Raw genomic sequence first — 26,452 nt, 5'->3', positions numbered from 1 at the left:
TCAGCCGCCGGCCCTCGTCGCCTCCGCCACGAGGTCCACCACGGCCGCCCCGCCGCCGACGGCCGCGCGACGCTGCCGCTCGGCACCCGTCCCGTCGGCCACGAGCTCCTTGAGCAACCTCCGCACCAGGGCGTCGTCCCCCGTGTCCTCCAGCGCCGCCGCGACGTGGCCGAGCATCCCCGCCACCAGGTCACCCACCGGTACCGCCCGGCCCGCGAGCACGTCGACACCCGGTCCGGTGACGCCGTGCCGCGCGGCCGACCACACCGCGGCGGCCGCGACCTGCTCGTCGACCACCGGCCCCTCGACGCCCCGGTCCAGGTCGGCCAACGCGGTGCGCACGAGCGCGCGGGTCAGGACCGCTTGCAGCACGGCGCCGTCGACCGTCAACGCGGCGTCGGCCGCGCGCACCTCGACCGTGGGGAACACCGACGACGGCCGGGCCAGCCAGAAGCTCATCCGCGGGTCGACCAGCACACCGCAGTCCACCAGCCGCGCGACCCCGGCGTCGTACCCGGCCGCCGACCCGAACCGCGGCGGCACGCCGAAACCGGGGAACGCCGACTGGCGCACCACCCGCCAGCTGCCGTACCCGGTGTCGCGCCCGCCGCCGAACGGGGAGTTGACCGACAGCGCCAGCAGGGTCGGCAGCCACGGTCGCAGGTGGTCGACCACGGCGACCGCCGTGTCGCGGTCGGGCACCCCGACGTGCACGTGCAGACCGCACGACTCGTAGTCGTCCACCACCGCCCGGTACCGGTCCGCGATCGCGTCGAACCGAGGTCCGGGGGTGTTCCGGACGTCCGCACCCGACAGGCACGGCATGCCCGTGGCAAGCAGCAGGCAGTCCTCCTCGCGGGCCGCCTCCACCAGCCGCGCCCGCCCCGCCACCAGGTGCGCGCGCAGCTCCTCCGCGTCACCGCACACCCCGGTGGTCGCCTCCACCTGCGACGTCAACAGCTCGGCGTGCACCAGCCCAGGACCACCGGCACCCACCCGTGCCAGCACCGCGGGCGCTCGGGGCGCGGTCAGCCGGGTGGTCCGGTCCGCGAGCAGGAACTCCTCCTCGACACCCATCGTGACACCACCGCGGCCGGTCACCCGGACACCCGCGCGGGAAGTTCGTTCTGCTCCATGGCTCGGGGATAACCGCGTGCGCCGGTTCGAACCCGACTGGGCCCCTGTTCCCCGGTCACCGTCCCGTTTCGCCACGTGCAGGATTGGCCGACTGTCCACTTGGGTACCTCGTGGTCGCGTCAAACAGTCGGCGCCTCCGTTTTCCGGACACGTGGTGAGGCAGGTCGTGCTGTGGATGTCGACTTCGACTACGAGGCAACGCAGGAGCTGCGCAGGCACGCCCGGCAGGTCAGCGAGGCGCTGGGCCTGACGGGCGAGAGCTGGTGCGTGGAGTCCGAACGACCCGGCGCGCTGTACCTGGCCGTCGACGGGCACGTGCCCACCTTCCCCGACGACGACCTCGCCCTGGTCTGGCGGGAGCGCCGCGGGTGGTCCGCGGTGGTCGAGCGGCCGGACGGGCGGGGTCTCCAGGAGATCGCCCACCTCCGCGGCCAGGTCGACCCGTCCCCGGCGGCGGTCGCCGAGTGGGTCGCGGGCCTGGTGGACGACTTCGGGGCACTGCCCAAGTCGGCCTGAGGCGACTCAGGTATCCGCGACCGGCCCCGCGGTGTCGCGCTCGAAGATCAGGTCGACGCCGTTGGCGTGGTCCTCGACGTGGCGGAAGCCGTGCCGTTCGTAGAGCGCCCGGACCCGGCTGCCCCGGTTGATGGACAGCCGCACCGGAAGGTCGGGCGCGCACCGCTCCAGGACGGCCGCCAGCACCCCGCTGCCCAGGCCGCGCCCCTGCACCGACGGCGACAGGTAGAAGTGCTCCAGCCACCGCGCGTCCGGCTCCTCCCGGACGGCGACGCACCCGACGTCCTCATCGTCCAGGACGACGACCAGCGTGTTCGCGGGCACGAACGCCGCCAGGAACCGGTCCCGCGCCCACGGCGGGTCCCAGTAGCCCAGCCGTTCGAGATCCGGCCGCATGACCTCGACCTTCAGGTCGGCCAGCCACCCGGCGTCCTCCGCCGTCGCCTGCCTGAACTCCCACACGTCACCCAAGAGGCCCTCCTGCCACCCGAGCACCGAACCCCGCTCCCGGTCACGATCGACAGTACCGAGCGGCGCGCCGGTGGGCCTGTCTTCGCCTGGTGTTCACGACCGCCTGCGCACCACCCCTGCCCCCTAGGAGGGCAGGTCGATCTCCTCGTGGCGGGCGGCGAACGTGGTGGCCAGGTCGGCGAGCTTGACGTTGAGCCGCTGGGAGGTCGAGCGCAGGGTGTCGAACGCCTCGTCGGCGGTGATCCCCCTGCGGTGCATGAGGATGCCCTTGGCCTGGCCGATGACGTCACGCGAGTCGACCGCCCTGCGCAGGTGCTCCAGCTTGAGGTCGGCGGCGGTGACCGCCCTGGTCGCGGCCAGCGCCAGCGAGCCGTGGGTGGCCAGCAGCAGCGCGGTGTCGCGGTCGGCCGCGGTGAACGCCGCCGTCCTCGCCGAGTACACGTTGAGCGCGCCCGACAGCAACGGCGGACGGGAGTCGGGCATCAGCGTCGTCGACAACAGCGAGTGCATGCCGTGCGCGGCGGAGGCGGGGCCGAACGTCGGCCACTTCGGGTCGCGGGCCAGGTCGTCGCTCTCCGCGATCCCCGGACCCGGCATGCGCGCCATGTCCACGCAGGGCCCTTCACCGGTGGCGTACTGGATCCGGTCGATCTCGTCGGCCAGCGGGTCGGTCTGCACCGGGGTGTGGAACGTGCCGTCCGGGGCGCGCAGCGTCACGCTCACGACGCTCGCGGCGGGGATCGCCTCGAGAGCCGCGAACACGACGCGGTCCAGGACGTGCGCCACGGACGGCGCGTCCAGCAGGGACCTGGTGAGCCGGGCGAGCTGCCGCACCAGCGGGCTCGACGCGGGTCGCGCGACCTCGTCGGTCTCCTCGACGAAACGGGACTTGTCCTGCTCCCACTCGAGTTCGTCGGACACGCGGTCCCCTGTTCAGCAGACGGGTTCCCCGGACGGACTCCCGCCCCGGGACTGGTCACGGCATCCGCTCGCTGCTGAACACGCGACACGGGCCGGAACCACGCGTCGCACCACCGCGCGGGAAGCCTACCCCGACCACCGCCGCGAGCACCCCCGCGGTGGAGGCGACTGTCGCCGTCGTCACAGCAGACTGTCCACAGTGGACTAAAGGTGTCGTCTTGAGGGGGTCCTGCCACTCCCCCGGCCGGCCAGGGCACTGGTCGGGCGGCACGACCGGGCGCAAGCTCGACGTCGTCGACCGCCGCGGCCCCACGACCGACGTGGACCGGGCCGGGCACCGCGGTCGACGCGTGGACAAGGAGTCATCCCGATGGACAAGCTCGCACTGGTGACCGGCGCGTCCTCCGGCATCGGCAAGGCGTTCGCCGAGCGGCTGGCGGCCGACGGCTACGACCTGGTCGTCGTGGGCAGGCGGGAGGACCGCCTCGACGAGCTCGCCGCCTCGCTGTCCTTTGTGGACGTCGAACCGCTGGCCGCGGACCTGGCGACCGAGCGGGGTGTCGAGGCGGTCGCCGAGGTGTGCTCGTCCCGACCGTTGACGATGCTGGTCAACAACGCCGGTGTCGCCCACTACATGCCGCTCGCCGACCTGCCCGCGGACAAGGCGCGGGAGCTCGTCCACGTGAAGGTCGTCGCCCCGACCATGCTGACCCGCGCCGCCGTGCCGGGCATGCTGGCCCGCGGCACCGGGGCGGTCGTCAACGTCGCGGGCATGATCGCGTTCAGCGGCCCAGCCCCGCACACCCAGATGCCCCGACGCGCCGTCTACGCGGGCTCGCTCGCCCACCTCGTCACCCTGTCCCAGACCCTCAGCGCCGAGCTCGAAGGTACCGGCGTCCGGGTCCAGGTCGTCTGCCCCGGCGTCGTCGCCACCGAGTTCCACACCCGCCAGGGCCTCGACCTGAGCACCGTCCCCCGGATGAGCGCCACCGACGTCGTCACCGCGTCCCTTCGCGGCCTCGAACTCGGCGAGGTCGTCTGCGCCCCCGGCATCGAGGACACCACCCTCCTGGACACCGTCTTCACCGCCGAGCTGTCCGCCTTCACAGCCCAGAGCCCCACCCTCGCCACCCGGTACCGGACCTCCTGACCCCCTGGGCCCGCAAACCCTTGGCCCAGCGGGTATTCCTGGTGCCGTGGACTTGCGACCGTTGCGGCGGAACGCTTTCCCGCGTCGGGTAAGTTCGGCCGCCCTGGTCATCGGCGGCGGGTCGGAGCGACGTGGCGGAAGTGGAACCGGAAGAAGAGTCCGGCGGTGCCGACCGGGAACCGCCGGTCAACTCGCTGACGGGCCAGGTGAGCGGGCAGTCGTTGCAGGTGGGCACCGTGTCCGGTGATGTCCTCGTGAACGGGTCGGGGTCACGCGGGGTGGCGGTGGCGGCGGTCGTGGCGCTCGTGCTGGCCGCCGCGGCGGTGACGCTGGCGTTGACGCGGTCGACCGCCCCGACCACCACCGCGACCGCCTCGACGTCCCCGGTTCCCGCGCCGGTCACCGACGTGTCCAGCTCGACCGGCCAACCCGCCACGACATCCACCACGACGACCGCGAACGCCTCGGCGGCGGAGTACGTGATGCCCTTCAAGACGTGGGGCGTCCCGCACCAGTTCCTCGACCTGGACAACGCGAACGCGGTCGAGGACACCGGGGCCGCGTGGGACGTCGACCTGGGTTGCCGCGAGGTCGAGGACCGGTCGACCGGGTGCACGCCGGGGCAGGCCGCGCACTACGACATCGGGGCCAACAAGGGCGTCGAGATCCTCGGGGTGACGTCCGCGGACCCCCGCTCGTGCCCGGACACCGGTTACACGACGGGGTTCCTGCCGTTCGTGCCCGGTGACGTCTTCTGCGTGCGCACGTCGGCCACGGTCGGCACGGTCGCGATCACCTCCGCGTCCCCGACCAGACCCGCGACCAGGCCGACCACCGTGCGGGTGGCGGTGGAGCTGCGCCGGATCGGGCGCTAGCGGGCCCGGACCACGGCGACGGCGTGGCCGGAGGCCCGGCAAGCACCGGACCCCCGTGCCGCGGCTCAATCGGTCAGGGAAGCAAGCTCGGCCAGCAGTTCCGACGCGGTGACCGGGTCCAGTTCGGCGAACGTCCTCCGGCCGCGGAAGAGCGCGACCTCGCGCAGGGTCTGGGGGCCGAGCTCGTCCGGTGTGCCGACCGGGATTCCCGGATCCAGGGCCGCCTCGACCGTGCCGCCGCCGGGCAGCGGTCGGATGATCTCGTTCTCGATGCCGGCGTCCATCGGCGCCCCGCGCTGCCACGCGCCCCTGGTCAACGCGAACAGCCTGCCCACCTCCACCTGCACGCCCGTGAACCTGTCGAGCACCCTGGAGGTCAGCTCGGCCTCGGTGAACCGGAACACCGGCCGCCCCAGCTGCACGAACGGCTGGAGGATCTCGTAGTCGGCGAACAGCTCCGCCCACGCGGCCACGTCGTCGCCGAGGTGAACCGGGTGCGCCACGCCGACCACCGCGTCGTCCGCCAGCGCGAACACCTCGTCGCGCACGTCGGCGAAGGTGCCGTCCTCGGCCACCCGGAACGAGTGCCCGTCCTCGGTCACCCACACCAGCCGCCGGACCAGGTGCCGCAGCAGCGGGTGCCCGACCAGCAGGGTCCGGAACCGCTCGGCGGGCCACCGGCGCACCAGGACCATCGCCCGTTCCAGCCGGACGACCTGGTCGCCGGCGATCGTCCGCACGTCCTTCTTCAGCTGCGCGAACCGCTTGTGCTCCGCCGCGGCCCGCTCACCGTCCTTCGCCCCCGGCTTCGGCAGGTCCTTGAGCCGCTTGCCGGACGCGTCCAGCACGAACGGCCGCAGCTGCTCGTCGAACCCGACGGTGAACCGCCGGGTCCCGTAGTCGACCACCAGCGTCGCCGCGTCGTCGAGCCCGAGGTCCGGGACGAGCCGGTCGCCCAGCTCCTCGGCGGTGAGCCCCATCGCGGCGGCGACCTCGTCGACCTTCTGCCGCGCCCTGTTCTTGATCCCGCCGAACTTCACCCGCTGCGCGATGCTGTTCAGCCCCGCCAACGCGGTGTCGGTGCCGATCGCGGCCAGCACGTCGAGCCCGGTCACCGCGCGGGCGTGCTGCGCCTCACCGGGCCACGCGCGGATCAGCGGCACCAGCCCGCGGGCCACCTCGTCGTCGCCCAGCACGCCGAGCGCGGTGAACACCCAGCCGTCCTTGGGCGGCATCCCGTTGGTGCGCCACACCTCGAACAGCTCCCACGCGAACCGCGCCAGCGACTCCTCGTCACAGGCCTCGCGCACGGCCCGCACGTCGGCGTGACCGTCGTCCGGCCCGCTCAACGCCAGCAGGGTCAACAGGGTGGGCACCACCGCGGCGGGCAGCGCCTGCCTCGTCCCGCGCAGCAGCACCGGGGGCAGCACGTCCAGGTCGACCCACTTGCCGAGCGCGGGGGCCTTCACCGGCACCACGACCTCCGTCGCGAGCAGGTCGGCGACCACCTTGGCGGCCTCGGGCCCGTACTCGCGCGCCACGTCCGCGGCCTGGTCCGGGATGACCCGCAGCGCGGCCTCCGCGGCCCGGCGCGCCGCACCCGTGGGCCCCACCGCGTCGGGCACCAGGAAACGGGCGGCGTGCACGGGGTTGCGCGTGAGCCACGCGACGCAGAGGTCGCGGGTGGACTTCAGCTTCACCAGCCACTGCGCCACCAGCCTCGCCGTCTCCAGCGACACCAGCGGGAGCAGCAGCCCGTCCTGGTCGCCCTTCAGCGCGGGGGCCAGGGCCAGCGCGTTCGGGATGGCGTCGACCTCGAAGCGGGCCACGACCACCTTGGCCAGCGAGGCCGACCGGTACCACCGGGAGCAGTCGAACCCCGGCACCAGCGGGCGCAGCTCCTCCACCGGACCGTGCACGAACAGGCCGATCTGCTGCTGGACGTCGAGCTCGCCCGCGCGGTACGCGTCGATCCGCGCCGACCAGTCCTCGTCCGGGCGGGGGAAGGCGAACTGCCTGGTCCACGCGTCCCGCTCACCGGGCTCCCACTCGACCGCCCGGAGGTCGGGCGCCGTGATCCCCCTGAGCACCACGGGTTTCGCGGGCTTGGGCGGGTCCTTCACCACCCACGGCGGGTCGACCAGGACGGCGGGCAGCGCGTCCACCGGCGCGTCCTCGACACCCGCCTTCGCCGCGCGCGTCCGGTCGACGAACGCCCGCACGTCCTCGGGGAGGTCGACGCGGTCGGCCAGGTCGGGATGGCTCCTGAGGTGCCGTTCCAGCAGCGGTGCGACCTGCGGCGCCTTGGCCGCGACGAACCGCTCCAGCGCCACCACCGGGTGGCGGCGGGCCATGTCGAGCACGGTCGGCAGCGCCCGCTTGGTCTTGAGCCGGACCAGCAGCCCGTCGAACGCCTCGGCGGTCGGGAACTCGGCCAGCGTCGCCAGGAGCAGGTCCCGGAAGTCGCCTTCGAGGTCCAAGTCCAGCAGCGCGGCGAGCACCGGCACGACGTCGGGACCGATGCCGTCGACCGCCGTGCACACGGCGTCCCTGGTGGCGAAGTACCCCTTCACCCCGTCGACCGCCAGCACCCGGCGCAGCCGGTCGGCCGTGCCGCAGGAGTACGACAGCAGCCCGTAGGCGGCCCCGCGCCGGTACCAAGGGAGGTTCGTCCGCTCGATCTCGTCGAACGCCTCGTCGACCCAGTCCTGCCGGTCGGGGAACAGGTACGTGGCGGCCAGCGTCGCGCGGAGGTCGACGCGCCCGTCCCGCACGGCCGCCATCGCGGGTTCGCGCTCCTCGTCGGACGCCACCGCCAGCAGCGCCCGCACCCTCCGCACGCTCGCGGTGTCGAAGCGGTGCTCCAGCGGCAGCCGTCGCAGGTGGGACGCCACCTTCCCGTAGTCGTTGCGGTGCAGCTCGACGCCGTGCGTCTCGACGGCCGCGCACGCGGCGAACGCAAGCCCGTGCTCCAGCACCCACGCGTCGGCCGACCGCGGCTCGGATCCCAGCAGCACACCCAGCACCGCCGCGCCCAGCGGAGTCGGCTCACCGGCCAGGTGGGCGCGGGCCGCGGCGACCAGGTCCGGCTCGCTCGCCGGGTCGGCCAGCACCGCCTCCACCGTCGGCAGCCGCTCGGCCAGCGCCTCCCGCTCACCCTGCACGGCGTCCGCCGCGACGACCGCGTCACCGAGCAGCCCGCCGCCGCGCCGCACGTGCACGTGCCGTCGCCACTCGGCGGGCATCGTGAAGGCGGGCACGCTCGTGTAGCCCTCCTTCTCCTTCCCGGCGACCAGCTCCTCGACGTGCGCGGACGCCGCCGCCGCGGAGTCGAAGGACATGGTCCCGGAACTGCCCGCCGTGCCCAACCGTCCACATCGGACGGTCACCTGCGACCCGTCGACCGCGACTTCCCAGAACTCCGCCACGCCGTCACCAACGAGCTGCCACCTGCGCACGCCATGCTCCCCACTCCAGTCGGTGCCGCAGACCCTATTGCGGGGGTCCGACAAGAACCGACATGTGGACCACCGCGCGCAGTGGACCAGCTCCGACCGCCACATCGGCGAGGCGCGGCCAAGGCGATCACGACGCGCGCGTGTCCCCGTCGTCGGTCGGCGGGCGGTCGCTCTGCCGGAGTCGTGCCGCGGCGATCCCGGCGGCGGTCAGTCCCACGGCGGTCAGGACCAGGACGCCGGAGGCCCCTGTCCCCGCCGCTAGCAGGCCCGCCGCACTGGGGACGACGACCTGGCCGACGCGGTTGCCGGTGAGCCGCAACGACATCGCGCGGCCGCGCAGGCCCGGCGGGGTCGACTCCGCGAGCCAGGACATCGTCAGCGGCTGGCCCACGCCGAGGCCGAGGCCGATGGCGAGGACGACCAGGCCGAGCAGCCAGACCGGCATCGGGACGGCCGCCGCGAGGAGGCCGAGGGCGGACAGCGCGATGCTGCCCACCAGCAGCACGCGTCGACCGAGCCAGGCCGCGAGCCTGCCGAGGAACAGCCTGGACCCCATCGACGCCACCGCACGCAGGGTGAGCAGCACCCCGACCACACCGGAGGCGATCCCGCGTTCCGCGCCCAGCGCGGGCAGGTACACCAGGGTGATGTCCACGGCCGCGATCACCACGCAGCTCACGGTGAGGGCTCGCAGGAGTCCGGGGCGGCGCAGCAGGTCGCGCAGACCGGCCGGTTCACCGTCCACAGCGGCCGGACGGGCGGTGGCGGGCGGACGCAACGCGACCGTGACACCCAGCAGCACGAAGGTGATCGCGATCGTCACGCCGAAGATGGTGTCGGTGTGCGGGATCGTCCGGTCACCGCCGAACAGCAGGATCAGCCCCGGCCCCACGGCCTGGCCCAGCGAGGCGGCGAACGTGTAGTAGCCGAACGCGGCGTCGTAGCGGTGCGGCGCGGTCACGTTCGCGACCAGCGCCTGCTGCGCGACGACGGAGCACAGGTGCCCGGTGCCCAGCAGCACGCTGCCGACCAGCAGTCCGACCACACCGTCGCCGAGGAACTCGAACACCCCGGCCGAGGCGCACACCAGCACCGCGCCCGCGAGCAGCACCCGGCGTTCACCGAGCCGGTCGACGGCCTGCCCGGACGGGATGGCCAGCAGCAGCGGAGCCACCGCGAACGCCGCCGAGAGCACACCCAGCCACGCCGACGGCACACCCAGCTCCAAGGCGCGGTAGGTGGAGGTGGGGCGCAGCACGAACGTCACGAGCTGGACGAGCACGGTGTGCGCGAGCAGCAGTGCCAGCATCCCGCGCGCGGGCCCGCGCTCGCCGTCCACGCCGGTCAGGACAGGGCGCGCGGTGTCGCGACCGGGCGCACGCCCAGTCGTGCCGCGGCCTTCGCCCCGAGACTGGCGGTGACGTGCCGGTGCATCACGGCCGCGGCCGCGTCGGAGTCACCCGCGACGACGTGCTCCACCAGAAGCTCGTGCTCGGTGGCCGTCCGCTCGCGCTCCTCCTCGCCGCGCACGTCCTCCAGCGCGAGCCTGCGGTAGCGGTCCGCCTTGTCCCACAGGCCGTCGAGGGTGGCGATCAGCAGGTCGTTGTGCGACGCCCGGTACAGCGCGGCGTGGAACCGCCGGTGCGCCACCAGGTCGTCCACCGCCGGGTTGCTCGGCAAGGGCTCCAGCCCGCGCGCCGCCGCCCGGATCTCCTGGATGTCGGCCTTGGTGCGGCGCTGCGCCGCCAACGCGACGGCCAACGGGTCGAGCGACCCGCGCAGCTCCAGCAGGTCACGCGCCTCCTCCGCGGTCAGCTCCGCGACGCGGGCGTCGCGGTGTGCGTCGAGCTCCACCAGCCCCTCGGCCTTCAACCGCCGCAGCCCCTCGCGCAGGGGAGTCGTGCTGATGCCGATCGTGCGCGCCAACGTCGCCTGGTTGAGCACCTCCCCCGGCCCGAACTCGCCGGACAGGATCTTCTCGCGCAGGGTCGCGTACGCGAAGTCGCTCTTCGTCGTGAACGGCTCGGCGGGCTCCGCCATCACAGGTCCTCCCTCGCGGCTTGGTTATAACCTACCCCGAGGTGGGATGACTCCACCATCGAATGTGATGGCTCTAGCTGGTTAAACGTGGGTGAACGAGGTTATAACCTTCGGCTAGCGCCTATCCGACGCTCGGGGCAGCGTCCGCGCCGGCCGTTCGATCCAGGCGAGCAGGCGCAACACCTCGGAGCCGACGAAAGCGGTCGCGCCGGTCGGAACCACCTTCACGGTCCACAACCTTGGGTAGGCCGCACTCTGAAGTGGGTCACTCACCTTTCTGCTCTCGTCAGCCAGTCGAGGCCAGGTGCGCTCGGAACTCTTCTTCGCCCCTCCCACCAGGCCCGCTTCGCCGCCGGCTCCGAGAGCGTCGCCGACGGCGGCTTCGGCCTCAGTCCCCTGTCCTGGCGGACGAGCCCAGCGGGTGGGCGGTTCCCCCTTGTCGCGGCGGGGATCCGCCCACCCGGTGGGCTCAGCGGCGGCGGGCGTGCACGAGGTGGGCGTCCAGCGGGAGCGGATGGGTCTCGACGACCTCGAAGCCCGCCTCGGCGAGCAGTGCCCGGTAGTGGGAGGCGGTGCGTTCGCGGCCGCCGGTGTTGCACAGCATGTGGACGTCCCACGGCACGGCCAGGGACTCCGGACCGCCCGGCTCCGGCAGCAGGCGTTCGACCACCAGCAGCTCCGCGTGCGCGGGCAGGTCCCGTGCGAACGTGGCCAGGATGGCGCGGCACCGTTCGTCGTCCCAGTCGTGCAGCACGCGGGACAGCAGGTAGACGTCGCCGGTGTCGGGGACGGACTCGGTGAAGTCGCCGGGGACCAGGGTGACGCGGTCGGCGAGGTCGGCCAGGTGGGCCTCCGCGGCCGTCAACGCGTGCGGGCGGTCCATCAGCACGCCGTGCAGCGCCGGGTTGGCGCGCAGGACGCGGGACAGCAGCTCGCCGTTGCCACCCGCCACGTCGACGACCGTGCGCGCGGCGGAGAAGTCGAAGACCCTGGTGACACCGGCGAACATGGCGTTGCTGGCGGCCATGGACCGGTGGAACAGGTCGGCGAGGTCGGGGTCGGCGGCCAGGTGCGCGAAGTGGTGGGCGCCGAAGACCTTCGCGTAGCCCTCGTCACCGCTGCGGACGGCCTCGGTGAGCGCGCCGAACGACTGGTAGAACGGGCCGCCGTACATCTGCGCGAGCGACCGCATCGAACCGTCCACATCGGAGCGCAGCAGCTCGCCGAGCTCGGTGGGGCAGTACCGGGTTCCCGAGGTGTGCACCACACCGAGCCCGTCCAGGTAGCGCAGCAGCCTGCCCAGGCTGTGCTCGTCGGTCCCGGTGGCGGCGGCGAGGCCCGGCAGGTCGCCGGTCGTGTCGAGGTGGTCGAGCAGCCGCAGCTCGGCGGCGGTCGCGAGGGCCTGCGTCGCCCACGCGCCGGTCAGCAGGCGCAGCAGCCCGGTACCCGCGCACGACTCGCGCCGGTGCGTGGCCAGCAGCTCGGCGAACCGGCCCGCGCAGACCAGCTCCAGCCTGCGGAACGACGGGTCGGTGCCGTGCGCGTCGCGGAAGTAGAGGACGGTGGAGTTCTCGTACCCGTTGTACCCGCCCCCGTCCGGGCGCATCGCGGTGCGGATGGCGGTGCGGAGTCCTTGCAGCAGAACGGGGTCCGGCCGGCGGACGGTCAGCGCGAAGTGGTTCTCCCTGCCGTGCGCGCGTTCGTCGTCGGCGATGTGCGCCAGCTCCGGCGGTGTGACCATCGCGAAGATCTCGACCTGGCGGGGCAGGCCGGTGCGGTCGGTGGCGCAGGCGCGCAGGATGCCGACTCGCAGCTCGTGCGGCGGCACGCCGTACCGGTGGGCCAGCCGTTCGCGGACGACGACGCTGGGCGCCATCCCGCCCACCCGGACGCCGTGCTCGGCCAGCTCCTCGGCCAGGCCGTCGAGGGTCTCGGGGAAGATCAGCAGGGCTACGTGGTCGACGGTGACGTGGCCCGCCACAGCGGCTCGGTGGTCCTCGTCCAACGACGGCAGGGCGGCGGCGAGCACCGACGCGGTGTCGTTGGCGCCGAGCAGGTCGATCGCCGCGGTGACGCGGGCGAGGTCCGCTGTGGCGAGCACGGGTGTTGTTGTCGCGATCATGGTTCTTCCCGGTGGTCAGATGCCGACGTAGTGCTCGGCGAAGAAGTTCTGGTGGGCGTGGGACTCGCGCAGGCTGTCGAGCCGGGCGTGGCGCAGTGCGCGCTGGAAGTCCGCGTCGGCGGAGGCGGCCGCCGGGCCGTGCAGGAGCTCGATCATCCAGCGGGAGAACTCCTGCGCCCGCCAGATGCGCGGCAGGCAGGTCCGGGAGTACTCGGCGAGCGCGCCGTGGTCGTCGCGCACGAGCGCGTCGGCCAGCGCGCGGGCCAGCAGCTCGGCCTCCATGATCGCCAGGTTGGCGCCCTTGGCCGCCGACGGGCTGATCAGGCTGGCCGCATCGCCGACGAGGAACAGCCGCTCGTGCTGGATGGGGTCGACGACCTCGGAGCGCAGGTGCACGATCCGGCGTTCGGTGATCGGGCCCCGGCGCAGCGGGCCGAACTCGCCGGTCCGCATCCGGGTCTCCAGCGCGGCCCAGATCCGGTCGTCCGTCCAGGCCCGCGGATCGTCGTCCGGCGGGACCTGGAGGTAGTAGCGCGTCACCTCGGGGCCGCGGGCCATGTGGCCCGCGAACCCGTCGTCGTGGATGGCGTAGGTGACCGCCGCCATGCTCTGCGGTGCCTCGGCGAGCACCGCCAGCCAGGCCACCCCGTGGTCCTGGCGGTGCCGGGTCACCGACTCCGGCATGGCCCGCCGGGTGGCTCCGTTGCCGCCGTCGCACCCGGCGACGAACCGGCCCGTGACCCGGCCCGTGCCGTCGGCGTCGCGGTAGCCGACCGCGCCCGTGCGCGGGTCGACGTCCGTGACCGTGACGCCGAACCGCAGGTCACCGCCCCTGTCCAGGTACTCCGCGACCAGGTCGGTGACCAGGTCCTGCTGCGGGTAGACGGTGTGCGCCTCGCCGCGGCCGAGCCGGGAGTAGTCCAGCTCGAACTCACCGTTCCCGGCGCGGAACGCGCACACGCCGTGCGATCGTCCTTTGTGGAGCATCCCGGCGCCGAGCCCGTTCCCGGCCAGCACCCTCGCGCTGTGCGGGCCGAGGAACCCCGCTCTCGCCCTGGCCTGCACCTGTTCGCGGCCGGACCGCTCCACCACCACGGTCCTGATCCCCGCCGCCAGCAACAGGTTTCCCAGCACCAACCCCGCCGGCCCCGCGCCCACGATGAGCACGGGTGTGTCGTCGACCACGCCTTCCGGTCCCTTCTCCGCTCCCGCGCGCCACTGCGGCGGGTCCCTGTGCGGCAGCACTGGACCTCACCGGCAGCGGCGGGTGCCTGCGGCTCGCCGACACGGAGGAGATGACCACTCCATCGTGTTGGACGACCCGGTCCGAAGAGGACGGCGGAGGGGCCGGAGGCGCGGTCGGGCTCGGGCGGGCTACCCCCAGGCGACCGGCATCTCGGTCATCCGGCGCATGAAGCCGCCCTCCTTCCAGCGCAGCCCGTCGACGGGCACGGCGAGGCGGAGGTCCGGGAGGCGGCCCAGCAGGGTGGAGAGCGCGACCTGCAGCTCCATGCGGGCGAGCGGGGCGCCGAGGCAGTGGTGCGCGCCGTGGCTGAAGCCGATGTGCGGGCCGCTCTTCCTGGTGACGTCGAGGGTATCGGCGTGCGGGAACGCGGACTCGTCGCGGTTGGCCGACCCGATCGCGGCCAGGACGGCCTCGCCCTGCCTGACCAGCACGCCGCCGACCTCGATGTCCTCCTTGGCGTAGCGCGGGAACGCGGAGCCGAGGCCGAGCGGGATGTAGCGCATCAGCTCCTCGACCGCCTGCGGGATGATGTCCGGGTTCTCCCTGATCCTGGCCATCTCCGCGGGGTGCTCGATGAGCGTGAGGACGAAGTTGGGGATCTGGCTCATCGTCGTCTCGTGCCCGGCGGCGAGCAGGCCCGCGGAGAGCTGGAGGATCTCCTGCCCGGTGAAGCGGTCGTCGTTCTCCCGCACCTGGGCCAGCGCGCTGAGCAGGTCGTCCTTCGGGTCGGTGGTGCGCTCGGCGAGCAGGGTGGCCATGTACTGCCACAGGTTGCCCTGGTACTCGGCGATCTTCGCGGGGCTGAGGCCGGTCGCGGACAGGAAGCCCTCGGACCACTCGGCGAACAGCGGGTGGTCGTCGACCGGGACGCCGAGCAGGGTGCAGATGACGGTCACCGGCAGGGGCAGGGCGAACGCGCTGACCAGGTCGACCGGCGGCCCCTTCTCGACCATGGTGGTGACGAGCCCGTCGGCGACCTCGACGGCGACCTGGCGCAGCGACTCGACGCTGCGGTTGGTGAACGCCTTCGTGGCCAGGCGGCGGATCCTGGTCTGCTCCGGCGGGTCCATCGACAGCATCCCGGCCGCCAGGGTCTGCTCACCCAGCCTCGGCTCGTCGCGGCCGGGTGGTGTCACGCGGCTGAAGCGCGCGTCGCCTAAGACGAACCGCGCGTCCGCGTACCTGGTGGCGAGCCAGGCTTCGTCGCCGTAGGCGAGCTTCACCCGTGCCATGGGCTCTTCCGCGCGCAGTCTGGCGTAGCGCTCGTCGAGCTCGAGGGTGTCCGACCGGTTGAACGGGTAGGACAGGGGTTCGGGTCGAGTGATGTCCACGTGTTCCTCCTGGGTGGAACCGCATTCCGAGCCAAGTGCGACACCCCGTGGCGAGACCGCCGGAACGGGGTTCGGACCCAACCCTACAAGCGGCGCCATCACCCGCGACGCCCCGACGCCGGTCGGTTCCGCGCTGTCCGGGTGCCCGCCGCGAACGGCGCAACGCCTACCCCCAACAGGCCCCTTGCGGCCCAAGGTGATCGTTGCGTCAGTCGGCGGCGGCCGGTACCGCGACCGGCCTCACCCGAGCCCCGCCACCGCGGTGATCACGACCGGGACCGCGACGACGATCACCAGCTGCCACAACGGTAACGTGACCGGGACGCGGAAGCCGCGACACGCCCGGCAGGATTCCCAGCACTGCTCCGATGGCGCCGTGCGGACCGGCCCCGGTGTGATCATCACTCGCACCCCGGCCTATTGAGACCCGGTGCCCGCGGCAAACCGATCCCACCGGTGCGCTCGTGCCCGAAAGCGCGGTGGTCGTACTCCCGTACCCGACGGGCCGTGCGGTCGGTTCGGCGACGGTGATTGGATCGCACCATGCGGATCCTGTCGCTGCTGCCCGCCGCCACCGACATCGTGGCCGAGCTCGGCCACCTGCCCGACCTGGTCGGCCGCACCCACGAGTGCGACTGGCCCGCCCCGGTCGGCACGGTCCCCGTCGTCACCGCGGGCGCGTTCGACCCGGACGCGCTGTCCAGCAAGGAGATCTCCGACGCCGTCGGCGGCAGCCACCGCGGTTCCTCGCTCTACACCCTGGACACCGACCTCGTCGCCGCACTCGCGCCGGACCTCGTGCTCACCCAGGACCTCTGCGACGTCTGCGCGCTGTCCTACCAGCGCGTGTCCGACGCCGTGCGGGTGCTCGACGCCGACACCCGCGTGCTCAGCCTCGAACCCCGCACCCTGGCCGAGGTGCTGGACTGCCTGCGCGTGGTGGGCGAGGCGCTGGGCAGCGCGGACGTGGCCGCGGACCGGATCGGGACGTTGCGGGCCAGGTTGGACGCCGTGGAAACGGCCGTCCGGGGCCGGAAGCGGCCTCGGGTGGTGGCCGTCGAGTGGCTCGACCCGCTGTGGCCCGCGGGGCACTGGGTGCCCGAGCAGATCACCACGGCGGGTGGGACCCCGCTGTTGGCCGCACCGGGCGAGCACACGAGTCCGATGACCTGGCAGCAGGTCCGCGACGCCGAGCCCGACGTGGTGCTGCTGCTCCCCTGCGGCCTGGCACCCGAGCGGACCGTGGCCGAGCTCGGTGTGCTCACGGCCCTGCCGGGCTGGTCCGACCTGCCCGAGGTGTGGGTGCTCGACGGCCCCGCCTACTTCAACCGCCCCGGTCCGCGCGTGGTGCGCGGCGCGGAGGTCCTCGCGCACGTGCTGCACGGCGTGGGCGAGGTCGACCCCACCGAGGCGTTCAGACTCGACGGGCCGTCGCCACGCTGAAGGTGCCCGTCACGCCGCTGTCGCCGTTCCGGGCGACGAACACCCTCCCCTCCACACGAGTCGCCGGTTGTCCGGACATGAGGAGCACACGATGGTCGACGTATCCGGGATCCGTCCCGAGCACTTCCCCGTGACCAGGACATGCCCGTTCCTCCCGCCCGAGGAGTACACGAGGATCCGGGAGGAGGAGCCCGTCGCCAAGGTCCGCCTGGTCGAGGACAGGTGGGCGTGGGCGGTGACGCGGCACGAGGACGTGCGGGCGGTGTTGGCCGATCCGCGGTTCAGCTCCGACCGGGACAACCCGGACTACCCGCGGCTGGTGCCGGGTGGGCGGGTGCGGCCAGGGGGTGGGAAGACGCTGACGACGATGGACGCGCCCGAGCACGGGGTGGCTCGGCGGGCGGTGCTCGGGGAGTTCACGGTGCGCCGGATGGAGGCGTTGCGGCCGCGGGTGCAGGCGATCGTGGACGAGCGGGTCGACGCCGTGCTCGCCGGGCCCAGGCCCGCGGACCTGGTGCGCGAGCTGTCGCTGCCGGTGCCGTCGCTGGTGATCTGCGAGCTGCTGGGCGTCCCCTACGACGACCACGAGCTCTTCCAGGGGCACACCTCGACGATGGTGGACACGCGGTCGTCCGGCGAGGACCGGCAGAACGCCGTCCTGGCGATCTCCGCCTACCTCGACGACCTGGTGTCCCGCAAGGAGAAGAACCCGGATGACGGGGACCTGCTCGGCAGGCAGGTCCTCGCCGGCCGCGCGGAGGGCACCTACCGGCACGAGGCGCTGGTGGCGATGGCGTTCCTGCTGCTGGCCGCCGGGCACGAGACCACCGCGAACATGATCTCGCTCAGCACGGTCGCCCTGCTGGAGAACCCCGACCAGCTCGCCGACGTCAAGGCGAACCCACCAGGACCCTGCCCGCCGTCGAGGAGCTCCTGCGGTACTTCACCGTCGTCGACTCGCACATCGCACGGGTGGCCGTGCAGGACGTGGAACTGGGTGGCGTCACGATCCGGGCGGGCGAGGGCGTGCTCGGCCTGCTCCACTCCGCGAACCGCGACCCGGAGGCCTTCGAGAAGCCCGACGAGCTGGACATCGCACGCGGGGCGCGGCACCACGTCGCGTTCGGCTTCGGCCCGCACCAGTGCCTCGGCCAGAACCTGGCCCGCATCGAGCTGCAGACCGTCATCGACACGCTGTTCCGCCGGATCCCCGACCTCGCGCTTGCCAAACCGCTGGAGGAGCTGGACTTCAAGGACACGGGCGTCATCTACGGACTGCACTCGCTGCCGGTCACCTGGTGAGGCCCGCGCTCCGGACGAGCGGCGGCCGGCCAAGCCGAAGGCTGCTCGGCCACGAGGTCGAGGCGTCGGCCGGCACCGGGGCGAGGTGCTGCGCGGAGTTCACGCTCGTACCGACGTGCCGGGCTACAGGCCGAACGCGCCGCCCTCGACGAGGATGAGCAGGCCGATGCCGATGAGGACGACCGGCAGGAGCACGTGGCCCCAGCGCGACAGCGCCTTCGCGATGGTCGGGCGGGTGGCGAAGTAGCGGCCGGCCGCGACCCAGACCGCGACCAGGACGAGGAACACGGCCGCGTAGACGCTCATGCCGCCGATGCCCGCGGTGGCGAGGACCGGCACGTACACGCCGATGTTGTCGCCGCCGTTGGCGAAGGTGACCGCCGCGACCTCCAGCGTCTGCGGGGCGGTCTGCCCGGCGGTCCGCTCCTCCTCCGTTTCGTCGCGGTGCCGCCACGCCCGCACCGCCGACCTGATGCCCAGTGCCAGCGGCAGCAGGCCGAGGTAGGGAACGGCCCACTCGGGCAGGAAGGTCGCGCCGAACGCGGCGGCCACGGCGACGACGAGGATCGCCGCGAAGCCGAGGTACTGGCCGAGGAGGATGTTGCGCGTGGTCCGGGCGTGCCCGGCTCCCTGGGCGAAGAACAGGGCCAGCACGAGGATGTCGTCGACGTTCGTCACGGCGAACAGGCCGACCGCCTGGCCGACGACGCCGGGGGTCACGACCGGACCGCCCTGTCGACGGCGGCGCGGACGAGCGATGACTGCATGGTCGCCCTTCGGGTGGTGGCGTCCGGGGGATCCGGGATCACGAGCCGCCCATGATGGCGGCGGCCGCGGGCACGACGACCACCCACCCTCCTGACACCGCGACTTGACAGGACCCCGCCTCTTACTTCTACAGTCCTGTAGAAGAACTGAGGCAAGCCTCGCCTAAGCAGGTGGACCGGGGGGATCGGCGTGCTCGTCAACAACGGACTCATCGGGCTGCGGGAAGGCCTGGAGGCGGCGCTCGTCGTCAGCATCCTGATCGCCTTCCTGGTCCGCACCGACCGCCGCGCCTCGCTCCCCCACGTCTGGGTCGGCGTCGGGGCCGCGGTGGCGCTGTCCGTGGCGGTCGGCGCGGTCATCACGTTCACCACGGCGACGATGACGTTCCGGCAGAAGGAGGTCTTCGGCGGCGGGATGTCGATCCTCGCGGTCGTGTTCGTGACCGGGATGATCTTCTGGATGCGCGGGGCGGCCCGCACGATCGCCGCGGAGCTGCGCGGGAAGATGGCCAACGCGCTGGACATCGGACCGTTCGCGGTCGTCGTCGTCTCGTTCGTCTCCGTCGGCCGCGAAGGCCTGGAGACCGCCGTGTTCTTCTACTCCAGCGTGCAGAGCGCGGGAGTCGGCACCACCGAGCCGCTGATCGGGTTCCTGGTCGGGATCGCGGTCGCCATCGCGCTGGCGTGGCTGCTCTACGCGGGCGCGATCCGGTTCGACCTGGGCAAGTTCTTCACCTGGACCGGCGCCCTGCTGGTGTTCGTCGCCGCCGGGGTCCTCGGCTACGGGCTGCACGACCTCCAGGAGGCCGCGGTGCTGCCCGGCCTGCACACCCTGGCCTTCGACCTCACCACCACCGTTCCCGAGGCCTCCTGGTGCGGGGCGCTGCTCAAGGGGATCTTCAACTACTCCCAGCAGACCACCGTGGTCCAGGCCGTCGCCTGGGTCGCCTACGTCGCGATCGTCCTGCCCCTGTTCCTGATCCGCCCCCGCACGCGCGCGCTCACCGCGCGCTGAGACAGGAGAAGCCCTTGTCCACCGCATCCCGGAGCAAGGTGGCGCTGGTCGCCGCCGCATCCCTGTCCGTCCTCGCCGCCTGCGGCACGTCGTCGACCCCCGCGGGTGCCGACGGCCCGATCGCCGTCGAGGCGAGCGACAGCGCGTGCAAGGTGGCGCGCGACAACGCGGGCACCGGCAACGTGACGTTCGAGATCACCAACAAGGGCACCAAGGTCACCGAGTTCTACCTCTACGCCGAGGGCGACCGGATCCTGGGCGAGGTGGAGAACATCGGCCCCGGCCTGACCCGACGGCTGATCGTCGAGGCGACGGACGCGGGCAAGCTCCAGACCGCGTGCAAGCCCGGCATGGTCGGCGACGGCATCCGCGCCGACTTCACCGTCACCGGCGAGGGCCGCAAGTCCGTCGACACCGACCAGAAGCTCGCCGACGCCACCAAGAGCTACCAGCGGTACGTCAACTCCCAGGCCGACAGCTTCCTCGCGAAGACGACGGAGTTCGTCGACGCGGTCAAGGCGGGCAAGGTCGAGGAGGCGAAGGCGCTGTTCCCGATCGCCCGCACCTACTGGGAGCGCGTCGAACCGGTGGCGGGCAGCTTCGGCGACCTCGACCCCAGGGTGGACGGCCGCGAGGACGTCATCGCGGAGGGCACCGAGTTCACCGGGTTCCACCGGTTGGAGAAGGACCTGTGGGAGACGGGGCTGCTGGCCGACTCCCCGTCGATCGCCGACCGGCTGCTGTCCGACGTGAAGGAGATCGTCGACCGGTCGAAGGCCGTCGAGCTCACGCCGCTGGAGCTGGCCAACGGCGCCAAGGGCCTGCTCGACGAGGTCGCCACCGGCAAGATCACCGGTGAGGAGGACCGCTACTCCCACACCGACCTGTTCGACTTCCGCGCCAACGTCGACGGCTCGCAGGCCGCGATCGCCGCGCTGCGACCGGTGGTGCAGGACGCCCAGCCCGCCCTGCTGACCACTGTGGACACCGGCTTCAAGGCCTTGGACGACCTGCTGGAGAAGCACCGCAAGGGCGACGGCTTCAAGCTCTACACCGAGCTGACCGAGGGCGAGGTCAAGGACCTGGCCGCCGCGCTGGACGCACTGGGCGAGCCGGTGAGCAAGGTCGCCGAAGCGGTCGCGAAGTGAGCGCCCGCAGGCTGCTCAGCACCAAGACCGCGGGGCCGCGCGACCTGTTCGGCTAGGGCGTGAGCCTGCCCGCGGCGACGAGCTCCACGACCACGAGAGCCGCGACGGACTCGACCGCCAGCAGGGAGATCAGCACGAGCACCTGGGTGGCGCCCGCCTGCAAGGGCGTGGCGCCGCCCAGCAGCACCCCCACGAACGCCCCCGGCAACGTCACCAGGCCCACCGTCCGGGTCTGGTCCAGGGCGGGCACCAGTGCGTCGCCCGCGCCACGGCGGCAGATCAGCAGCACCGCGTCCCGGCGGCCGAACCCCAGTGCGAGCGCGGCCTCGTACTCGCCGTGCCGCGTCCGCAGCTCCTCCAACGCCCGCCGCCCCGCCAGCGACGTGGCGGTCATCGCCCCGCCGACGAGGATGCCCGCCACCGGCACGAGCGCGATCGGCACCGGCGGGACCAGCCCCGATCCCACGAGCAGCCCCAGCACCGGGGCGACACCGGTCCCGAGCGCCACCGCCGTCCACCCGACGACGCGCAGTCCACCGACCCGCCGCGCCGAGGTCGCGGACGCCACGCCGAACATCACCGCGATGAACAGCGCGGTCAACGGCACCGACCCCAGCACCGCGGCCACCACCGACGACACGACCCCGAGCTGGACGACCGCGCGCGCGGAAGCCGTGACGGCCGCGGGCCACCGCCCGATCCGCCCCAGCCCCGTCACCAGTGCCGCGGCCGCCACGAGCACCAGCAGCACGACCGCCAGCACCGGCCCTGGCGCGATGATCCCGTCGGTCCCCACGGCGTCAGGCGCGCAGCAGCGGCCGCAGCCCGCCTCGGCGCAGGTCGGCGACGAGCGGTGGCAGGAACGCCCGCGCGGCCAAGCCGACGGCGGCCGCGACGATCCCGCCGACCAGCAGCCCCATGACGACGTCGTGCGGGTAGTGCGCGCCGACGTACACGCGGGACGCGGCCATCGCGAGGGCGAGTGCCACGGCGAGCGCGCCGAGGAGCCGGTGGACCAGCAGCACCCCCACGGCCATCGCCGCCGCGAGGGCGGAGTGGTTGCTGGGGAAGGAGTAGTCACCGGGCGGGTCGCACGGCAGGACGGTGGCGACGCCGCCGAGGACCTGGCACGGGCGGGGCTCGGCGAAGACGAGCTTGACCGCGTCGTCGACGCCGAACGCGGCCAGGGTGGCCACCGGCGCGGTGAGCACGACGGCCATCGTCGCGTCGTCACGCGACCGCGCGCCCCACCACGCGGCCACCAGGAGTGCAGCGGACAGCACCAGGCCCCAGGTGGTGAACAGCACGACCGGCCCGTGCAGCCGGCCGGTGGCCGCCGCGAAGCGGGTGGCGGCCTCGTACCAGCCGCTGTCGAACAGGGCCGTCACCGGGCCCTCCGCGCGCGCACGACCTCGATGCCGACCGGGACCAGGGATACCAGAACGATGAGCACGATCACGGGCAGCAGGTAGCGGTCGACGTCGGGGACCGACGTGCCCAGGACGTACCCGGCGACGGTCAGGCCGACCGTCCACAGCAGACCGCCGAGCACCTGCCAGCGCAGGAACACCCGCGGCGGGACCGACACCGCGCCCGCGACGGGGTTGAGGACGGTGCGGACGATCGGGAGGAACCGGGCCAGCACGATCGCCTTGCCGTGGCCGTAGCGCTCGAACAGCTGCTGGGCCCGTTCGACGGCCTCGTGCAGCTTCGGCTTGCGGGTGCGGTCGAGCAGGGCCCGGCCGCCCCTGGCCCCGATGTGGTAGCCGACCTGGGCACCGATCAGCGCGCCCGCCGCGGCGGCGACGAGCACCCACGGCAGCGACAGGTGCGGTCCGGTCGCGCACAGCAGACCCGCGGTGAACAGCAGCGAGTCGCCGGGCAGGAAGAAGCCGACCAGCAGCCCGGTCTCGGCGAACAGCACCAGGAACACCCCCAGCGTGCCGAAGGCCGACAGCAGCGACGTCGGGTCGAACGGGTTGAGCGCGGCGGTCATCCGTCCTCCTGTCATATCTACAACGTTGTCGATGTTCTACACCACTGTAGATTGAACGGCGTGGAGGACGACGTGAGGGAGCAGACCGACCGGCGCGCGCCGGGCGAGCTCGAGGCGGCGGTGCTCACCGCGCTCTGGGCCGCCACCGGGCCGCGCACACCGGCCGAGGTGCAGCAGGACCTGGGCGACGCGCTCGCCTACAGCACCGTGGCCACGATCCTGTCCCGCCTGCACACCAAGGGGGTCGTGGGCAGGGTCAAACGCGGTCGGTCCTACGTGTACGCGCCGGTGGCCGACGAACCGGGCGTGGCGGCCCGGCGGATGCACCAGGTGCTGGACGCCCGCGCGGACCGCGACACCGTGCTGGCCCGGTTCGTCTCCGACCTCTCCCCCGCCGACGAGCTGCTGCTGCGCGGACTGCTGGAGGAGGGCTGATGGACGCCACCGTGTACCTCCCGCTGCTGCTGCCGCTGCTGGCGGTGCCCGTGACGCGGTGGCTGGCCGACCGCTGCCACCCGCGCGCGGCCACCTGGGCACTGGTGGTCACCGCGGTCGTCGTGGCCGCGGCGAGCACGCTCTCGCTGGGTCTGCTCGCGGTCGCGGGCCTCACCCGCGTGACGGCGTCCGCGGTCCCGGTCGGTGTCGTCGCGGGCGTCGCGCTCACCGCGGCGGCGGTCGCCTTCGTCCGCGTGGGCGCGCGCCACGTCCGCACGCTGCGCGAGGCCTACGCCGAGGCCCGCCTGCACCCCGACTCCGACCTGGTGGTCACCTCCGACGAGGCCCCGATCGCCTACGCCCTGCCCGGCGCCCCCGGCCGGGTGGTCGTGTCCACGGGGATGCTGGCCGCGCTGGACGCCGTCGAACAGCGGGTGCTGCTCGCCCACGAACGCGCCCACCTCGCGAACCGCCACCACCTGTTCCTCGCGGCCGCCGCACTGGCCGCCGCGGCGAACCCGCTGCTCCGCCCGCTGCGCGCCGCCGTGGCCTACACCGTGGAGCGGTGGGCCGACGAGACCGCCGCCGAACGGGTGGCCGACCGCCGGTCCACCGCGCGAGCCGTGGGCAAGGCCGCGCTGGCCACCCGCCGCACGGCCGCGGGCCACCCGGCGGCACTGCACGCGGCCGCGGGTCCTGTCCCCCGCCGGGTGGCCGCGCTGCTGGCCGAACCGCCCACCGGGAGGGGCACCCGGTTCCGGGCGGTGGCGCTGGCCGCGGTGGCGCTGCTGGCCCTGACCGCGTTCTCCTCGCTGGACGCCGCCGACGACCTGCACGAGCTGTTCGAGGCCACCGGCCTGACCGCCCGCTGACCACCGATCCGGGAGCCCCCCGTGCACATCGTGATCGTCGACGACGAGGCCGCCGTCCGCGAGTCCCTGTCCAGGACGCTGCGCTTCGAGGGCTACCAGGTGTCCACCGCGCCCGACGGGGCGCAGGCGCTGGAGCTGATCCGCTCCCGACGCCCGGACGGGGTGATCCTCGACGTCACCATGCCGGTGCTCGGCGGCTTGGACACCTGCCGCGTGCTGCGCGCCGACGGCGACGCGACCCCGGTGCTGATGCTGACCGCGCGCGACGACGTCACCGACCGGGTGGCGGGCCTGGACGCGGGCGCCGACGACTACCTCGCGAAGCCGTTCGCGTTGCAGGAGCTCCTGGCCAGGGTCCGCGCGCTCGTCCGCCGCGGCGGCTACGCGGGCGCGAGGCCCACGACCGACGAGGGCGAGCTGCGCTTCGCGGACCTGGCGCTGAACACCGGCACCCGCGAGGTCAGGCGCGGGGACCGGCAGCTGGGGCTGACCCGGACCGAGTTCTCGATCCTGGAGACCTTCCTGCGCAACCCCCGGCAGGTGATGACGCGCGGGGCGATGTTCCTCGACGTGTGGGGCGTCGACTTCGGCGGCACGTCCAACGGGCTCGACGTGTACGTCAGCTACCTGCGCCGCAAGCTGGAGGCCGACGGCGAGCCCCGGCTGCTGCACACCGTGCGGGGCGTGGGCTACGTGCTGCGCGAAGACCCGCTGTGAGGCTCCGGTCCGCGGCCGGGCGGTGGCGGCGGACGTCGCTGCGGTCGCGGTTCACCCTGCTCGCCGCGGGCGCCGCGGCGGTGGCCGTGATCGGGGTCGCGGTCGCGTCGTGGTCGGTCGTGCAGGTCAAGCTCAACCAGCAGTTCGACGACCAGCTCCGGTCCTACGCGGAGCTGGCCGCCAAGTCCTCGACCGCGGCCGACGCGCTGGCCACGGTGCGGCCCGCCGACCGGCCGAGCACCGACGAGGACCACCGCTCCGCCGAGCTCGTCGTGCAGTTCGTCGACTCCTCGGGGGCGGTGAGCACCGCGGGTGCCGACGGTGCGGACCGGATCCCCGTCACCGACCAGGCCCGGTCGACCGGCGCCGGGCGCACCGGGCGGGTCGAGGTGCTGCGGATCGGCCACGACCAGTACCGGGTGTGGACCGTCGCCCGGCCGGACGGCGGGCTGGTGCAGATCGCCCGCGACGCCGAGGACATCGAGAAGACCCTCGCCGAGCTCGGCCTGCTGCACGCGGTGATCGGCCTCATCGGGGTGCTCGGCGCCGCGGTGCTCGCCCGGTCGGCCGCGCGCGCCGCGCTGCGCCCCGTCGACACGCTCACCGCGGGCGCCGAACGCGTCGCGCGCACCCAGGACCTCACCGCCAAGATCCCGGTCGAGGGCCGCGGCGAGATCGCCAGGCTCGCGGAGGCGTTCAACGCCATGCTGTCCGCGCTCGACACCTCCCGCGTGGCGCAGCGCCGACTGGTGGAGGACGCCGGGCACGAGCTGCGCACCCCGTTGACCAGCCTGCGCAACAACGTCGAGCTGCTCGTCCACGCCGAACGGCAGCACCGGGACCTGTCCGCCACCGACCGGGCGCGGCTGCTCGCCGACCTGGGCACCCAGGCCGTGGAGCTGAGCACCCTGGTCGGCGAGCTCGTCGAGCTCGCCAAGGAGGACACCAACCCCGAGCCGTTCGTGGCGGTCGACCTCACCGAGATCGTGGAGGGCGCGGTCGAACGGGCCCGTGCGCGGGCTCCGCACGTGGGGATCGAGACGGACCTGACGTCCGCGCGCGTGGTCGGCGACCCGGTGTCGCTGGAGCGCGCGGTGCTCAACCTGCTGGACAACGCCGCCAAGTGGAGCCCGGCCGACGCCACGGTGCGGGTGGCCGTGCGGGCGGAGGCCGGGCGTGCGGTGGTAACCGTGACCGACGGGGGACCGGGGATCGCGGAGACCGACCTGCCGCACGTGTTCGAGCGCTTCTACCGCGCCGAGTCCGCGCGCTCGCTGCCCGGTTCCGGGCTGGGCCTGGCGATCGTGGCCCAGGTCGTCGCCGCGCACGGCGGCACCGCGCGGGCGGGCTCAGCGGACACCGGCGGCGCCTTGGTCGAGATCGGGCTCCCGTCGGTTTCTCATCCAAACCCTTGAGGATCTTCATCGTGCTCTAACGATCGCCCGGCATCGTCGAGGACATGACGGCACTGCCGCTGACCGCGGCCACCA

23 protein-coding genes and 1 pseudogene are annotated in these 26,452 nt (G+C 73.3%); 11 read left to right on the top strand and 13 right to left on the bottom strand.

Translation table 11 applies throughout. From position 1 onward, the window contains the following. Entirely contained in the window at window positions 1-1,077 is a 1,077-nt protein-coding gene (locus CLV43_RS23650) for a carboxylate-amine ligase (RefSeq protein ID WP_106189802.1), read from the bottom strand. A 231-nt stretch (window positions 1,078-1,308) separates the two neighbouring features. Between CLV43_RS23650 and CLV43_RS23645 the strand changes: the two genes are divergently transcribed. Next, complete coding sequence (locus CLV43_RS23645) at window positions 1,309-1,653, top strand: DUF6292 family protein (RefSeq protein ID WP_106189468.1); 345 nt, start codon at window positions 1,309-1,311, stop codon at window positions 1,651-1,653. A 6-nt stretch (window positions 1,654-1,659) separates the two neighbouring features. Here CLV43_RS23645 and CLV43_RS23640 read toward each other — a convergent pair whose 3' ends face one another. Together CLV43_RS23640 and CLV43_RS23635 are read right to left on the bottom strand one after the other, a co-directional pair. Further along, on the bottom strand, window positions 1,660-2,115 hold the full coding sequence (locus CLV43_RS23640; protein ID WP_245886953.1) for a GNAT family N-acetyltransferase: 456 nt from the start codon (window positions 2,113-2,115) through the stop codon (window positions 1,660-1,662). Between the two features lie 132 nt (window positions 2,116-2,247). After that, window positions 2,248-3,045 carry a GAF and ANTAR domain-containing protein gene (locus CLV43_RS23635; RefSeq protein WP_106189467.1) on the bottom strand — a complete coding sequence of 266 codons (798 nt, stop codon included), beginning with the start codon at window positions 3,043-3,045 and terminating at the stop codon, window positions 2,248-2,250. A gap of 370 nt (window positions 3,046-3,415) precedes the next feature. Here CLV43_RS23635 and CLV43_RS23630 point away from each other — a divergent pair, with 370 nt between their 5' ends. Continuing rightward, window positions 3,416-4,195: an SDR family NAD(P)-dependent oxidoreductase gene (locus CLV43_RS23630; protein WP_106189466.1), complete on the top strand. Its 780-nt coding sequence runs from the start codon at window positions 3,416-3,418 to the stop codon at window positions 4,193-4,195. A 140-nt stretch (window positions 4,196-4,335) separates the two neighbouring features. Beyond that, window positions 4,336-5,070 (top strand): hypothetical protein, encoded by a 735-nt coding sequence (locus CLV43_RS23625; RefSeq protein WP_106189465.1) that lies wholly within the window; start codon window positions 4,336-4,338, stop codon window positions 5,068-5,070. Between the two features lie 65 nt (window positions 5,071-5,135). Here the strand turns inward: CLV43_RS23625 and CLV43_RS23620 are convergent, their stop codons facing one another. The 6 genes from CLV43_RS23620 to CLV43_RS23595 form a co-directional block, all read right to left on the bottom strand. Then, window positions 5,136-8,528, bottom strand: a complete 3,393-nt coding sequence (locus tag CLV43_RS23620; RefSeq protein ID WP_170155979.1) for a DUF4132 domain-containing protein — start codon at window positions 8,526-8,528, stop codon at window positions 5,136-5,138. A 127-nt stretch (window positions 8,529-8,655) separates the two neighbouring features. Then, window positions 8,656-9,867 carry an MFS transporter gene (locus CLV43_RS23615; protein ID WP_245886888.1) on the bottom strand — a complete coding sequence of 404 codons (1,212 nt, stop codon included), beginning with the start codon at window positions 9,865-9,867 and terminating at the stop codon, window positions 8,656-8,658. Between the two features lie 5 nt (window positions 9,868-9,872). Further along, a complete protein-coding gene (locus CLV43_RS23610) occupies window positions 9,873-10,568 on the bottom strand; it encodes a GntR family transcriptional regulator (RefSeq protein WP_106189462.1) in 696 nt (231 codons plus the stop codon). Between the two features lie 469 nt (window positions 10,569-11,037). Beyond that, complete coding sequence (locus CLV43_RS23605; protein WP_106189461.1) at window positions 11,038-12,690, bottom strand: methyltransferase; 1,653 nt, start codon at window positions 12,688-12,690, stop codon at window positions 11,038-11,040. A 15-nt stretch (window positions 12,691-12,705) separates the two neighbouring features. Continuing rightward, window positions 12,706-13,935 carry a 4-hydroxybenzoate 3-monooxygenase gene (locus CLV43_RS23600; protein ID WP_245886885.1) on the bottom strand — a complete coding sequence of 410 codons (1,230 nt, stop codon included), beginning with the start codon at window positions 13,933-13,935 and terminating at the stop codon, window positions 12,706-12,708. Window positions 13,936-14,064: 129 nt separating this feature from the next. After that, window positions 14,065-15,267 (bottom strand): cytochrome P450, encoded by a 1,203-nt coding sequence (locus tag CLV43_RS23595; protein ID WP_245886883.1) that lies wholly within the window; start codon window positions 15,265-15,267, stop codon window positions 14,065-14,067. Between the two features lie 543 nt (window positions 15,268-15,810). Between CLV43_RS23595 and CLV43_RS23590 the strand changes: the two genes are divergently transcribed. Next, a complete protein-coding gene (locus CLV43_RS23590) occupies window positions 15,811-16,710 on the top strand; it encodes an ABC transporter substrate-binding protein (RefSeq protein WP_106189459.1) in 900 nt (299 codons plus the stop codon). Window positions 16,711-16,801: 91 nt separating this feature from the next. Further along, a pseudogene (locus CLV43_RS23585) lies at window positions 16,802-18,012 on the top strand (cytochrome P450). 123 nt (window positions 18,013-18,135) lie between these two features. Here the strand turns inward: CLV43_RS23585 and CLV43_RS23580 are convergent. Beyond that, window positions 18,136-18,732, bottom strand: a complete 597-nt coding sequence (locus tag CLV43_RS23580) for a cadmium resistance transporter (protein WP_106189458.1) — start codon at window positions 18,730-18,732, stop codon at window positions 18,136-18,138. Window positions 18,733-18,969: 237 nt separating this feature from the next. On the opposite strand from CLV43_RS23580, the gene efeU reads away from it, so the two are divergent. Together efeU and efeO are read left to right on the top strand one after the other, a co-directional pair. Continuing rightward, window positions 18,970-19,794 carry an iron uptake transporter permease EfeU gene (gene efeU, locus CLV43_RS23575; RefSeq protein WP_106189457.1) on the top strand — a complete coding sequence of 275 codons (825 nt, stop codon included), beginning with the start codon at window positions 18,970-18,972 and terminating at the stop codon, window positions 19,792-19,794. Window positions 19,795-19,808: 14 nt separating this feature from the next. After that, window positions 19,809-20,942: an iron uptake system protein EfeO gene (gene efeO, locus CLV43_RS23570; RefSeq protein ID WP_106189456.1), complete on the top strand. Its 1,134-nt coding sequence runs from the start codon at window positions 19,809-19,811 to the stop codon at window positions 20,940-20,942. A 52-nt stretch (window positions 20,943-20,994) separates the two neighbouring features. On the opposite strand, the gene CLV43_RS23565 is transcribed toward efeO, so the two are convergent. Genes CLV43_RS23565 through CLV43_RS23555 form a run of 3 tightly spaced genes read right to left on the bottom strand, consistent with a single transcriptional unit; the run spans window position 20,995 to window position 22,938 of the window. Further along, window positions 20,995-21,738, bottom strand: a complete 744-nt coding sequence (locus tag CLV43_RS23565; protein ID WP_211304511.1) for an ABC transporter permease — start codon at window positions 21,736-21,738, stop codon at window positions 20,995-20,997. Between the two features lie 4 nt (window positions 21,739-21,742). Beyond that, window positions 21,743-22,330: a phosphatase PAP2 family protein gene (locus tag CLV43_RS23560; protein WP_106189455.1), complete on the bottom strand. Its 588-nt coding sequence runs from the start codon at window positions 22,328-22,330 to the stop codon at window positions 21,743-21,745. Then, the gene (locus tag CLV43_RS23555) at window positions 22,327-22,938 is read right to left on the bottom strand and encodes a DedA family protein (protein ID WP_106189454.1); all 612 of its coding nucleotides are present in this window, start codon (window positions 22,936-22,938) and stop codon (window positions 22,327-22,329) included. Before CLV43_RS23555 ends, CLV43_RS23560 begins: the two co-directional genes overlap by 4 nt. 60 nt (window positions 22,939-22,998) lie before the next feature. Between CLV43_RS23555 and CLV43_RS23550 the strand changes: the two genes are divergently transcribed. Genes CLV43_RS23550 through CLV43_RS23535 form a run of 4 tightly spaced genes read left to right on the top strand, consistent with a single transcriptional unit; the run spans window position 22,999 to window position 26,377 of the window. Further along, window positions 22,999-23,373: a BlaI/MecI/CopY family transcriptional regulator gene (locus CLV43_RS23550; protein WP_245886882.1), complete on the top strand. Its 375-nt coding sequence runs from the start codon at window positions 22,999-23,001 to the stop codon at window positions 23,371-23,373. Beyond that, window positions 23,373-24,245 carry a M56 family metallopeptidase gene (locus CLV43_RS23545; protein WP_106189453.1) on the top strand — a complete coding sequence of 291 codons (873 nt, stop codon included), beginning with the start codon at window positions 23,373-23,375 and terminating at the stop codon, window positions 24,243-24,245. Before CLV43_RS23550 ends, CLV43_RS23545 begins: the two co-directional genes overlap by 1 nt. A gap of 21 nt (window positions 24,246-24,266) precedes the next feature. Then, window positions 24,267-24,962 carry a response regulator transcription factor gene (locus CLV43_RS23540; protein ID WP_106189452.1) on the top strand — a complete coding sequence of 232 codons (696 nt, stop codon included), beginning with the start codon at window positions 24,267-24,269 and terminating at the stop codon, window positions 24,960-24,962. Next, window positions 24,959-26,377, top strand: a complete 1,419-nt coding sequence (locus CLV43_RS23535) for a sensor histidine kinase (RefSeq protein WP_245886881.1) — start codon at window positions 24,959-24,961, stop codon at window positions 26,375-26,377. Before CLV43_RS23540 ends, CLV43_RS23535 begins: the two co-directional genes overlap by 4 nt. Window positions 26,378-26,452: the final 75 nt, after the last annotated feature.

It is taken from the genome of Umezawaea tangerina, assembly GCF_003002815.1.
GTDB lineage: Bacteria > Actinomycetota > Actinomycetes > Mycobacteriales > Pseudonocardiaceae > Umezawaea > Umezawaea tangerina.
Note: the sequence above shows the minus strand (reverse complement) of the source record. Positions and strands in the feature narration are given on the sequence as shown.